Raw genomic sequence first — 12,698 nt, forward strand, 5'->3', positions numbered from 1 at the left:
GAATGGTCCTCTTTTGTAATTAAAGGGCTATTTAAAGAAATCAAATCTTAACTTGGTTGATGCTGAATCTAAGGTAAAATCCCTCAGGTAATTTTGCATTTGTCAATATCCGGGTTTCTTTTAAGCGTTTATCATTATAGGAGGAGACTTCCATCAATTCTTCATCCATATAAGCAGGATGGGTCATTATCTCCACGCTCGACCCATCCATTACCCTCCCTTTCAAGTTTTGAAAGTAATCTTCAACCACCATTTCTCCATAAAAATCATCGAGGAATACATCTGTAACGGTTTGAATCCCAGCAAGGTGCCTTCCGGCATTACGCACTGGCAATCCGTATTTCTCAGACAGCTTTTTAATAACAGGTAGAAATGCTGTGATCCCGTGTACATGATGATGGCTGTCGAAATGAGTCGGAAATAGACCAAATTCCAAGAATCTTTCGATTTGTGCTGACCACTCCCTCTCCAAGTCGCTCAAGGAAATAGCGGTAGGATCCCCATATACCTCCCCTTGCTTCTTAAAGAAACCAGATTCGTCTACTAAACTCGGAACATCACTCAATAAAGGTTTACCCCATGTCAGCACTAAGTGTATACCTATCTTCAACGAAGGTGTCTTCTTTGCGATTTCAATCGCATGCTCCGTTGCTATCGCATTCATCATGATCGTTGCCGAATTGACAATTCCATATTTGTGGCTATCCAAAATCCCATAATTCACCGCTTTAGTTAACCCGAAATCATCTGCATTTACAAGGACTTCAATCATGATAAATTATCCTGCAACTCCTTTTTTTCAAAAAACTGCGGCAGATAATCTTTATGTGCCTCCAGCATTTCGTCTAAGATAAGTTTTGCAACCCGGTCACTTGGAACGAGTGGATTGATCGTCATGGCAAGCAACGCAGTATCATAGTCCCCTGAAATTGCAGCTTCGATGGCTACCCTTTCAAAGGATTTGATTTGCTGAATTAATCCGCGGACAGCGACAGGAAGCTCTCCTACATTGATTGGCTTAGGACCATCCTTAGTTATCACGCAACTGGTTTCAATCGCCGAGCCGTAAGGGATGCCTTCAATCGCACCATGGTTTACGGTATTTACCGCTTGAATATCTCGCTTATCCGTATGCATCGAGCAAATCAACCGCACAGCTGCATCACTGTAGTACGCACCTCCGCGCTCTTCAAGCTGCGGCGGCTTGATAGCCAGATCCTGGTCTTTGTATAGCTCGAATAATCCTGCTTCAAGTCTTTGAACGACCTCTGCACGTGTTTCCCCATTTTCTGCATCCTTCAATTCTTGGGCTAGCACATCTCCCGTTTTATAATAGTAGTTGTGGTATGGACACGGAAACAGGTTTAACGCTCTAAGGAATTCCGGTTCCCATCCCATTGCATGGATGTTCTTCATCGTGACAGCTTTAGCTGGATCTGTAATCAAATGGATGATTTGATCTTTTACACTCTCGCCATCAACGAATACATCCAAGCCGTAAACCATATGGTTCAAGCCAGCAAAGTCGATCCGGACTCTTGATGGCTCTACATCCATCAAATCTGCAACACCTCTTTCCATACCAATCGGCACATTGCAAAGGCCAATGATTTTGGAAATATTACTGTGACGCAGAACTGCTTCCGTTACCATCCCTGCAGGATTCGTGAAGTTAATCAGCCATGCTTCCGGACATAATTCCTCCATTTCATGAGCAATGTCCAGAATGACAGGAATCGTTCTAAAAGCCTTGAAAAGCCCGCCTGGTCCATTCGTCTCCTGTCCGATCACTCCGTGTTTCAATGGAATCTTTTCATCAAGCGCCCTTGCTGCGAGCTGGCCAACCCGCAATTGGGTTGTTACATAATCAGCACCTTTAAGCGCTTTCTTTCTGTCTAGCGTGAGATGGACTTCAATATTCACACCAGCCTTTTCAATCATCCTTCTTGCCAAATTCCCGACAATTTCAAGCTTTTCCTTTCCCGCTTCAATGTCCACGAGCCAAATTTCACTCACAGGAAGTTCTTCATGATATTTGATGAAACCTTCGATCAGCTCAGGTGTATAGCTCGAACCTCCGCCAATCGTGACAATCTTCAGCCCCTTGCTCATTCAGCAGTCCTCTCCTTCACAGCATCTGCATGTAAGAATTCTTCGCGTAGATCAATCATTTCAATTGCAAGATCCTTTATAGTCATCGCTGTCATTAAATGATCTTGTGCATGAACCAGGATAATGGGAAGATCAAAATGATCCCCGCCCGCCTCAGCATGGATTAATTGGGTTTGGTATTTATGGGCTTGCAATAATTCCGTTTCAGCCTCGGCTATTTTCACGCGAGCAGAATCAAAATTCCTTTTCTTTGCTTCCTGCATCGCTTCCATTGCAAAGCTTCTCGCATTCCCGCTATATAAAATCAATTGAAAGGATAGTTGGTATAATTCTTCTTTTTCCATTTTCATCACTACTTTCTTAAACGCTTAGCGTTTCTGAATCTTTTGTAAGCTCTTTTTTGTTTTTGGTGTCTATCTTCACTTGAGCATAAACGAATGGTAAATAAATCGCTGTTGAAATGACTAAGTTGATTGCAGCCAAGACCGCTCCAGACACATGCCCGCCTGTGGCCAGGAACCCACCCACAATCGGAGGGGTAACCCATGGAATCTTAGCAACGATCGGGAAAACCATTCCGCTGCTTACCGCGATATAAGAGATCACCGTTGTAATTACCGGGCCGAGAACAAATGGGATGAACCACATTGGATTCAGAACGATAGGCAATCCGAAAAGAATGGGTTCGTTAATCTGGAACACTCCAGGTGCCCCTCCGAGTGCAATCATCTGTTTATACCGTTTCCGACCGGCAATGATCATTGCAATGATAAGGCCCAATGTTGCACCAGATCCGCCTAAATAAACAAATGCATCCAGGAAAGAACCCGCCAATACCCCGTATTGGTCCATGTCTTTGACGCCTTTTGCATATAAATCGATATTTTTCACTCCCGAACTTTCAAAAAGCGGTGTCGTTATCCCGCCAAGGATATTGGGTCCATGCAAACCGATCATCCATAATAAGTGAACAAGAAATACTAGTAAAATAGCGAATGGCAATGAATCTACTGCACTTTGTAATGGAGATACAATTACTTTACTCAGCCAGTCATTCAGTACCTGCCCATCCGTAACTTTACGGAAAAGCAGTCCAAATACACCAGCGATAAAGATCGTTGCCATACCCGGCACTAACTTTGCAAATGAACGGGCTACCGCTGGAGGTACTCCATCAGGAAGCTTGATGACTAAATATTTCACTCGGGAAAGTCTCACAAAGATTTCAGTGGCTATTAAGGCAACGACAATTCCCGTAAATAGGGCAGTAGCATTAAAATAGTTCACGCTTACAAAACCCCATGCCCCGCCTGTAACATCCTTATCATCGATAGTTATAGTGACATTTCCGATTTGAGGTAATAATAAAAAGAAACAGGCTGCGGAAACCAGCATCGCTTCAAAACCATCGTCACCGTATGATCGTGCCAATTTATAAGAGATTCCGAATACAGCGAATACAGTCATGAATGCAAACGTTCCAAACCAAATATCACCGCCCAGCGTATTCCATGCAGGACCGAAGATAGCCTCCATCATTCTTCCATAAGGCTTGATGACTTGCCCAAGATTATTAAACAGGACGGCGAATGACCCGATCATTGTAATCGCTATCATTCCAATCAATGCGTCACGAATCGCAAGCAAATGCCGGTTATTTCCTACCTTTACCGCCCCAGGCATAATATACTTATCAATAAAAGTCATCATATCCTTATTCTCCTTTTATTAAAGTAGTGGCTTGTTTTAGTACTTCTTCACCATTACATAGTCCATAGAACATTGGATTGATGGTTGCGACTGGAATTCCCTTTTCTTTTCCGCCTTCCTGTAACTTGGAAAGAAGATATCTTACCTGCGGACCTAATAAAATCACATCAGCCTTATCTATTTCATTGTTCACTTCTGTAGAACCTACAGCCCATATATGACATTCTATCCCTTGTTTTTTAGCGCTTTCCTCCATCTTGGTAACTAATAAACTAGTAGACATACCTGCAGAACAACATAATAAGATATTCATTGAAATTACCCCCCTTTTAATGATTGATTATTCAGTATTTTTAAGTAAGACTAAACCGCACTTTTATAATAATGGATGTTACTTTGTTTTATCACTTCCTTTGAAAAGATATATGAAATGGGTATTATTACCTCCATACATACATTGTAGTTACAAATCGAAAAAATATCAACACAATTTTTAATTTGTTACTACAAATTTGTGAATTAAAGTTGATTATTGTACTTATCCGAGATAATCTATATGTATATAATGGGAATGAACTTAGGAGGAATCACTGTGGAGACCATGAATAAAGAAGCGGCATTGCATTCCATAGTTAAGGAATCGATTATCGATCTCATAAAAAATGGCGAATATCAAACAAATACGAAATTACCGACTGAGGCCGAATTTTGTAAAATATACGGAGTAAGCAGGACAACAGTTCGCACGGCCTTACAGCAATTGAACGTCGAAGGCTATATCTACCGTGTTCAAGGAAAAGGTACCTTCGTTTCGGAGAATAAAGTGAAACAATTTCTTACAAGCACGGTTGAAAAGTTCTCTGAGCAAGTCACGATGCAAGGAAAAAACCCTTCTACAAAGGTCATTAGCTTAAAAGTGATTGAAGCAAATGCTACCCTTGCCAAGCTTTTTAAACAAAATATTGGAGACCCCGTAAACAAATTGGAACGGATACGTTACGTAAACGACATCCCCCTTCAATATGAAATTGCCTTTCTCCCTTGGTATAAAACACCCGGGCTTAATATCGAAGCCTGTGAAAAATCACTCTTTAAAGTACTTGAAACACAATTCAATTTAAAAGTAAAAAAAACGGTTGAACACTTGGAGTTTTCACTTGCCGACGATTCCATTTCTGATAAATTGGATGTACCGAACGGTTCACCTTGTTTTTCCTTAGAAACTTACACATATGAGAATGATGGATCGGTCATTGAATTCTCTAAAACTCTCTTTAGAGGCGATCGTGCACACTTTGTCATCGAGCGGAACTATTGATTATTAATAGATAAAATAAGACGGATGCCCTTTTAATTAAGGCATCCCATTTTTTTGTGCACTTGTGTTTTCAATACAGCTTCAAAACTTAGTATGGATCAAAAGGTTAGAAATGGAACGACCAAATACATGCTCCGAAAAGCTGCCCGTGGGATAGTTCCGGAACATGTATGGAGCAGAAAGAAGTAGGCTTTCCTGTTCCGATACGCCATTGGTTAAAGGATGAATTATACGATTGGTCAGTAAGGTTAATCCCGGAAAGCCCGACTGACTATCTATTTAACAAAGCGCAAATTATGAAATTACTTGAAAACCATGTAAATAATAAAGCGGACAATAGCCGGAAGCTCTGGACTATTTTAACTTTTATGATTTGGCATCAAATTTATATAGAAAAACAATATGAGCCCCAAAAGCTTTTACAATATGCTGTAAATTAAGCACCTTTATTGGCTTGTTTACTCATTGCACCCAAGCATCAATGAATGATTGCTTGGGTGCCTTTTATTTGATTATCACCCAAAAACGAGTATCCAATCAATTTAACAATTGGTATATGACGAATTTCTCAAAAGGATTAGATTCAGTCAAGCCAGGTAACATCACTTCGTTTTTCAGCTCGAAGGCGGTTTGATTTTCGAGGAAAAAAATATAATCCTGTGAAGCATAAAATAATATAAGTTCGATTTGGCGCGGTTCTTTTTCATAGGAAAGCAATATATTATTGATGATTTTCATGAAAATCTGTACCGAGAACGGATTAAAGAAATAAAAACGATTGTCTTTCGTATCAATATCATATTCTTCTGCCAAACAACATTGGAATTCTATATTGCCATTATTGTTTTTCCTTTTCTTCATGTATCCATTCAGATTCTCGATCGCTTCTTTATAGAAATTATCATTCATCTCCACGCCAACCACAGATGATTGATATAAGTGATGGATAAAAAAATTCAAGCGTCCTTTACCGCATCCAAAATCCACAATGCGATCATTTCTTTTCAGTGCATATTTTTTGAATAAATGTTCTAATGCGCTGTATGGCGTAGGCTCGTATCGGTGATAATGCAAAGAATCATTGAAATTTTTTTGTTCACCTTCCGTCTTGATGTTCAGCATTTCATCATAATTCGTTTCTTCCATTGTTATCTGCACCTGCTTCATGGTTTTTTCGATAAAGGGATTCCTAACTAAAAACCCCGAATAAGGTTGATCTTATCCAGGGTAAAGTCTTTATATATGAATGTCCAGACAATTAATTGGATTTTGCTTTAGTTACATAATCATTAAAATCAGAGATGCTTGGATTGGCCATATAGTGACCGCCTTCCACTTGGATAGTCTGACCTGTAATGAATTTGGACTCATCGGATGCAAGGAATAGAACTGTATATCCGATATCATCCGCTTCACCATGATATGGCAATGCATTAAATTTGGCAAAAATATCGAGTACGGCCGGAGGCATATTATTTTTCGCTGCAGGAGTTAAAATAAGGCCTGGTGCCACTCCATTACAACGAATATGATCTTTACCATACTGTGCAGCGATATAACGGGTCAAATTCACTACCCCCGCTTTAGAGGCACCATATGCAGAACGTACGGAGTCACCTGTAAATCCAGCCATGGAGGCCGTATTGATGATCGATCCTCCTCCCGCTTTAATCATGTGAGGAATTGCAAACCTGCTTCCCAATAGGACACTTTTTAAATTCACATCCATAAGTCGGTCCCATTCTTCCAAATCTAAATTCACGACATCCAGATCTTTATGTAGGTTAGTTAAACCCACATTATTAACAAGTACCGTAACCGTTCCATATTGTTCAATTGTAAAGTCAACTGCTGCCTGGATGGAATCTGCTTGTCCAGCATCCAAGAACACTCCAGCTGCTTCCCCACCTTGTTTTTAAATGTTTTCGGCTGCTTCTTTTGCTCCTGCTTCGTTAAAATCAGCAATCACAACTTTTGCGCCTTCTTTAGCCATTAGCGTGGATATGGATAACCCTATACCTGAAGCTCCACCTGTCACTAATGTTACTTTACCTTGTACTCTTCCCATAATAACCCACCTGCTCTTCAAAATTGAATATTACTGCTTTATTAATCATGACTAACAGTACAAGAATACAATATATATAAAGCTGTTACAAATAATTATACTTATAGTTCATTTCCGTAAAATGTAGATTATTAGAATGTCGTAACCCTAATGAAAATTTTGTTTACCAAATCCAAAACAGAAAAAAGCTGAAGCATCAAAAAGAGCTTCAGCTTTTTTCATTTTTCTTCTTCATCATCCCATATGATCCAATCATGAACCTCAAGAATTTCCAGAAATTTCATCAACCGCGGTAAGGCTGGTTCTGCTTCCTCACCAAAATGTTCACTCATCGCTTCAGAAATCTGATTTACATTCCTTTGGAAATCCATCTGTTTAATGGCATATGCCCCAAACTTATCAAGCTTGATTTTACGGACTGATGGTTGTTTAAAGAAACGAATTGTAATTCGTTCCACAAAATTGGTCCTTTGAATGACTAAAAAAGTTGATTCCGAAGATTCTTGTACCATAGTGACGCGTTTTTCCAAAAGGGGAACCATGGTTAACAGGTTCCGCTTTTTTGATTGGCGTTTACGAAGCATCTTCTTTTTTCCCTTTGCTGGATACGAACCATAGCAATCCAGCTAGAGCAAGGAATAGTAGGAAAGGTAGCAAATTACTGGCTAATTTAGCCACAGCCGGAACTTGGACACCTGCTGCGATCAATATGGCAATAAGTACACCAATCAATGATTCACCCGCTATTAAACCAGAGGCAAATAATACACCTCTATCAACCCGTGCTTTAAGCGCTTCTTTTGTTTTCGAGAAGAACTCAACGAAGAATCGAATAAATCCACCAATCATGATTGGGGCACTAGTATGAACCGGCAAGTAAATGCCGACTGCAACAACAAGTGAATTCAGACCGAAAAACTCTAATGTGATGGAAATAGCCGCACCGATAAAGATGAGAGTCCAAGGTAAATCTCCCCCAAGAACACCTTCAGCAAGTATTTTCATTAGTGCCGCTTTAGGTGCAGGTAGTTCTGCAGATCCCATCGTATATGCGTTATCCATTAGAACCAGGATAAAACCAATGACAGAAGCGGACGCAACAACACCGATCATCATGGCAACTTGTTGTTTCCATGGTGTTCCGCCGACGATATATCCTGTTTTTAGATCTTGAGAAACATCACCTGAAACCGCAAGTGCTGTACAAATGATCGCAGCGACAGTTAAAGCGGCTACCATTCCAGTCGTACCAGTAAAACCAGTAGCTTTATAGACAATCGCTACAATCAATAGCGTAGCTATCGTCATTCCAGAAACAGGGGAAGAAGAACTTCCGACGATCCCGACAACCCTTGAAGCCACTGTCACGAATAAAAATCCAAAAATCGCAATTGCAATCGCACCGATGATTCCCACATCTGTTATAGGTGTGAAAGCAATGATTAAAATAACGATGATCGTTCCCAACCAAACGTATTTAGCCGGTATATCTTGTTCTGTACGGATCGAACCTGATTTTAGTTGTCCTTTATTGGCTTTTACGCCTTTAAGAGTATCAAAAACTGAACTGAAAAGTATTGGTAATGTTTTGATCAATGTGATCAATCCGCCAGTTGCAACAGCACCAGCTCCAATATAGCGTATATAATTATCCCAAATTCCCCATGCATCCAATTCACCGATCGGTACATCAGAAGGGAAAATGGCTGTACCATTGCTTCCGCCAAAAAAGCTGATGGCTGGTATTAGAACGACCCAGGCTAATAAACCCCCACCTAGCATTTGTCCTGCAACACGCGGTCCAATAATATAACCTACACCCAAAAGGGAAGGAAAGGCATCAAGACCAACCACTGCATTTTTAAAATTCGTGATTCCTGTTTCAACCTCTGTCTTGAAAAGCTTAAACCCATCACCAAGCCCTTTAACCACACCGCCGATAACCAAACCGGCTCCGATTAGCTTGGCGCTTGTACCACCCTTTTCTCCTGACTTCAGGACCTCGGCACATGCCGTACCTTCCGGATAAGGTAATGTTTCATGTTCCCTTACAATCAAAAGCTGGCGAAGGGGAACCATCATGAAGACCCCTAAAAATCCCCCAGTTAATACAACGAAAATGATGAATGCTTGACTCACGTCCATGTCCCACATGAACAATGCTGGAATGGTAAATACAGCACCGGCACCAATAGCCTCACCTGCCGTGGTCATCGTTTGCACAATATTGTTCTCTAATATTGAATCCCTGCGAAAAACCCCTCTTAAGATAGCCATTGAAATTACCGCTGCGGGTATTGAAGCAGAGACAGTTAAACCAATAAGTAGGCCTAAGTATGCATTTGCCGCCCCGAATACGATTGCAAGAATGATCCCTAGAATGATTGCAGTTGCAGTTAATTCCGGTAGAGATTTAGATGCAGAGACGTACGGAACGAATTTACTCTCTTTTGAATTGTTCGACAATTTAGCCACTTCCTATGTTAAACTTTAAAATCACAGAGAACATTATATCACTGTAATTTAAAGTCACGCAATGGGAAAAATCTGCTTATCAAAAGTTTGATTACATCAAATATTCAGATTAGTAGTTTTAGTTTTAAAATATATAAAAATAATATTCATCTAATAACATAGCTAATACGTTACACGAAATCAATGCATCTCATTCATTTCATTAGCTCCATAAGCAAATAACCCACTGGGTTATTGCACATTAAAATGAGCTCTAACATATCTTGAAAAATCAAGTCTTAAAAAAAGGAATGATAAATCCATGGTCTCCTATATGGACTATACTTCACCATCAACACAATACTTTTTTGATGTTAATAAAAGCAATTTAATGAAAAAAGACAATCAAAACTATATAAATGTATTAGGTATCAAACAATTGAATACACTCGAAAATGTTTCTTTATTAGATATTTACCTTAGTGTAAACAATGTCGTAGAACCGCATTATCACCAAAATGCTGCAGAGCTAGTGTATTGCATTTCTGGAGCGGCAACCGTTTCATTACTGAACCCTTTTACTAAGCAAATACAAAATTATCCCATTAAACCTGGCCAAGTAGCCAACGTTCCACAAGGTTGGTGGCATTATGAAGTGGCTAATACTGATAATACTCATCTGCTGGCCATTTTTAATGCACCAACACCTGAGGTAATCCTTGGTTCAGATATCTTGAAATTGACACCTGCAAATATTATGGCACATACGTATTGCATGGATGAAAACCAATGGAAAAAAGCAATTGCACCGGTTCAACCCTCAACATTCATCGGTCCGTCAGCAAACTGCCATCGAGCGGCCGAAGAAGACATGCAGCAATATCCGCAATATATTAATCACTATGATAACCAAATGTATACTGCCCCGGCTTACAACTATCAATTCCAGCCTCCCCCCCCATATTATTATTATTGATGACCCTGTCCATGGCCTGTTCAAAGCCTATACACCTTCATGGATGAAGTCTAAAAAATCGGAATCGAAAATGGAGAACCCCATTACATAAGGGTTCTCCATTGCTTTTAATTACATGATCCGCTTGAACATTTTCTCCATTTCATAAATGGAATAAGAGATGATGATAGGTCTTCCATGAGGGCATGTGAAGGGATCTGTTGTCCGCCTTAGTTCATCCAATAGTGCTTGGATTTCATCATTCCGCAGATGACGGTTTGCCTTTATGGAGGCTTTACAGCTCATCATGATAGCTGCTTCTTCGCGCAATTTTTTGATGTCGACCTTTTTCATCGATAGCAATTGTTCGATCATTTCTTCAAGGATTTCCTGTTCAATTCCTTTAGGGAACCATTGTGGATGCGATCGGACAATAAAGGCGTTATAGCCAAACTCCTCTAAATAGACGCCCACTTTTTCCAATTCATGCCGATATTCATTTATCCGGATACATTGGTCTGTTGAAAATTCAAGGGTTATGGGTACAAGCATATCCTGTAGCTCGTTTTCAACACGTCCGACCTTTTCTTTAAAATATTCGTATTTAATCCGTTCCTGGGCAGCATGCTGGTCTATGATATACAAACCTTTTTCGTTTTGGGCGAAAATATATGTTCCATGCATTTGCCCAATCGGGTACATCGGAGGGATGCGGCTATCCGGTTCATTCGCCTCGATTTCTTCCTCTTTTTCGACAGTGTAGGTTGTATACTTTTCAGCTGACTCGAAATATGTTTTGCTTTCATCATCTTGTAAAACCGGTATATAGGCATCTTCCATTTGCTGCTGTTCATTGCTATAGATTATTTCCTTTATTGGTTCAAGATTGAAATCTTCATTATGATCCACGTAACTCTTTTGTTCCTGCTTTTCCCGAATCAAGGTATCCTTCAAGAGTGAAGCTTCTTTCTTGGCTTCTTCAAGGACCCGCTTGCCGCTTTCCACAACATGGTCCAATTCCAGCTTAGTTTGCTCACTTTTCACCTGTTCCGGCTTTGCTGTTGGTGTATATCCACTTGGTATTAGAGACATCTTTTTAAACGAAGATTTAATCGTTTCCGATACAAGACTGTACAATTCCTGTTCCTTGCTGAGCCTTACCTCCATTTTGGATGGATGTACATTGACATCGACAAGAATCGGATCCATTTCAATATTCAACAAAGCAATTGGAAAACGTCCAATTGGAAGAAGTGTATGATACCCATCCAGGATTGCTTTCACAAGTGCATAGTTTTTTATGAAGCGGCCGTTTATCATGGTTGAAATATAATTCCTTGAAGCCCGGGTGACCTCAGGCATAACGATATATCCGGATAATTTGAAGTCCAAGGAGCTTGCCTGAACCGGAATCATCTTTTTGGCAATATTCGTACCATAGATTGCGGCTAGCACCTGCCTGACATCACCGTTACCATTCGTATGCAGAATACGCTTCTCGTTGTGAGATAACCGTATAGAAACATCAGGATGCGAAAGTGCGAGCCTGTTAGCGACATCTGTAATATTTCCTAGCTCTGTATGAATGGTTTTCATATATTTCAGCCTTGCAGGAGTATTGTAAAACAAGTCGGAAACCAGGATATCCGTTCCTTTACGGCTGGATGAAGCCTCGAGGTCCTTAACCATGCCGCCTTCAAGAAGTATGCGCGTTCCTACACCTTCGCCAGTGCTGCTTTTCAATTCAAAACGGGAAACTGAAGCAATACTGGGCATTGCTTCACCGCGGAAGCCAAGTGTTCGGATTCGGAAAAGATCATTTTCATCTTTTATTTTACTTGTGGCGTGGCGTTTAAATGCCGCTTCTATATCATCAGCCAAAATCCCATCGCCATTATCCACGATCCGAATGGAACCAAGTCCAGCCTCCACCAATTCAATCTCTATAATGGTACTGTTTGCATCTATTGCGTTTTCCACAAGTTCCTTAACGACTGAGGCTGGGCGTTCAACAACTTCTCCAGCTGCGATTTTATTAGATAAAGCCTCATCAAGCTGTATGATTTTCCCCATTTTTATCG

Annotated in this window: 11 protein-coding genes and 2 pseudogenes; 3 read left to right on the top strand and 10 right to left on the bottom strand. The window is 40.3% G+C overall.

Annotated elements, in window-relative coordinates:
• Nucleotides 1-40: 40 nt before the first annotated feature.
• From chbG to BS1321_RS03795, 5 genes are read right to left on the bottom strand one after another with little or no spacing between them, the layout of a single operon-like run.
• Nucleotides 41-772 carry a chitin disaccharide deacetylase gene (gene chbG, locus BS1321_RS03775; protein WP_063231791.1) on the bottom strand — a complete coding sequence of 244 codons (732 nt, stop codon included), beginning with the start codon at nucleotides 770-772 and terminating at the stop codon, nucleotides 41-43.
• A complete protein-coding gene (locus tag BS1321_RS03780) occupies nucleotides 769-2,112 on the bottom strand; it encodes a 6-phospho-beta-glucosidase (protein ID WP_063231792.1) in 1,344 nt (447 codons plus the stop codon). Before BS1321_RS03780 ends, chbG begins: the two co-directional genes overlap by 4 nt.
• Nucleotides 2,109-2,456, bottom strand: coding sequence for a PTS sugar transporter subunit IIA (locus tag BS1321_RS03785; RefSeq protein WP_063232121.1), 348 nt, complete (start codon nucleotides 2,454-2,456; stop codon nucleotides 2,109-2,111). Before BS1321_RS03785 ends, BS1321_RS03780 begins: the two co-directional genes overlap by 4 nt.
• Nucleotides 2,457-2,472: 16 nt before the next feature.
• Entirely contained in the window at nucleotides 2,473-3,822 is a 1,350-nt protein-coding gene (locus BS1321_RS03790; RefSeq protein WP_063231793.1) for a PTS sugar transporter subunit IIC, read from the bottom strand.
• A 4-nt stretch (nucleotides 3,823-3,826) separates the two neighbouring features.
• Nucleotides 3,827-4,135 carry a PTS sugar transporter subunit IIB gene (locus BS1321_RS03795; RefSeq protein WP_063231794.1) on the bottom strand — a complete coding sequence of 103 codons (309 nt, stop codon included), beginning with the start codon at nucleotides 4,133-4,135 and terminating at the stop codon, nucleotides 3,827-3,829.
• 288 nt (nucleotides 4,136-4,423) lie between these two features.
• Here BS1321_RS03795 and BS1321_RS03800 point away from each other — a divergent pair, with 288 nt between their 5' ends.
• A complete protein-coding gene (locus tag BS1321_RS03800) occupies nucleotides 4,424-5,140 on the top strand; it encodes a GntR family transcriptional regulator (protein ID WP_057278475.1) in 717 nt (238 codons plus the stop codon).
• 36 nt (nucleotides 5,141-5,176) lie between these two features.
• Nucleotides 5,177-5,580 (top strand): annotated as a pseudogene (locus BS1321_RS03805) (asparagine synthase-related protein); the annotation flags it as partial.
• Between the two features lie 97 nt (nucleotides 5,581-5,677).
• Here the strand turns inward: BS1321_RS03805 and BS1321_RS03810 are convergent.
• The 4 genes and pseudogenes from BS1321_RS03810 to BS1321_RS03825 all read right to left on the bottom strand — a co-directional run bounded on the left by BS1321_RS03810 (nucleotide 5,678) and on the right by BS1321_RS03825 (nucleotide 9,674).
• Nucleotides 5,678-6,286, bottom strand: a complete 609-nt coding sequence (locus BS1321_RS03810; RefSeq protein WP_063231796.1) for a methyltransferase — start codon at nucleotides 6,284-6,286, stop codon at nucleotides 5,678-5,680.
• Nucleotides 6,287-6,398: 112 nt separating this feature from the next.
• Nucleotides 6,399-7,208 (bottom strand): annotated as a pseudogene (locus tag BS1321_RS03815) (SDR family NAD(P)-dependent oxidoreductase).
• 218 nt (nucleotides 7,209-7,426) lie between these two features.
• Nucleotides 7,427-7,792: a PqqD family protein gene (locus BS1321_RS03820; protein ID WP_063231797.1), complete on the bottom strand. Its 366-nt coding sequence runs from the start codon at nucleotides 7,790-7,792 to the stop codon at nucleotides 7,427-7,429.
• A complete protein-coding gene (locus tag BS1321_RS03825; RefSeq protein ID WP_063231798.1) occupies nucleotides 7,782-9,674 on the bottom strand; it encodes an OPT family oligopeptide transporter in 1,893 nt (630 codons plus the stop codon). Before BS1321_RS03825 ends, BS1321_RS03820 begins: the two co-directional genes overlap by 11 nt.
• 310 nt (nucleotides 9,675-9,984) lie before the next feature.
• Between BS1321_RS03825 and BS1321_RS03830 the strand changes: the two genes are divergently transcribed.
• Nucleotides 9,985-10,638 carry a cupin domain-containing protein gene (locus BS1321_RS03830; RefSeq protein ID WP_063231799.1) on the top strand — a complete coding sequence of 218 codons (654 nt, stop codon included), beginning with the start codon at nucleotides 9,985-9,987 and terminating at the stop codon, nucleotides 10,636-10,638.
• Nucleotides 10,639-10,749: 111 nt separating this feature from the next.
• Here the strand turns inward: BS1321_RS03830 and mutL are convergent, their stop codons facing one another.
• Entirely contained in the window at nucleotides 10,750-12,690 is a 1,941-nt protein-coding gene (gene mutL / locus BS1321_RS03835; RefSeq protein WP_063231800.1) for a DNA mismatch repair endonuclease MutL, read from the bottom strand.
• Nucleotides 12,691-12,698: the final 8 nt, after the last annotated feature.

This window comes from Peribacillus simplex NBRC 15720 = DSM 1321, from assembly GCF_002243645.1.
GTDB classification, from domain to species: Bacteria; Bacillota; Bacilli; order Bacillales; family DSM-1321; genus Peribacillus; species Peribacillus simplex.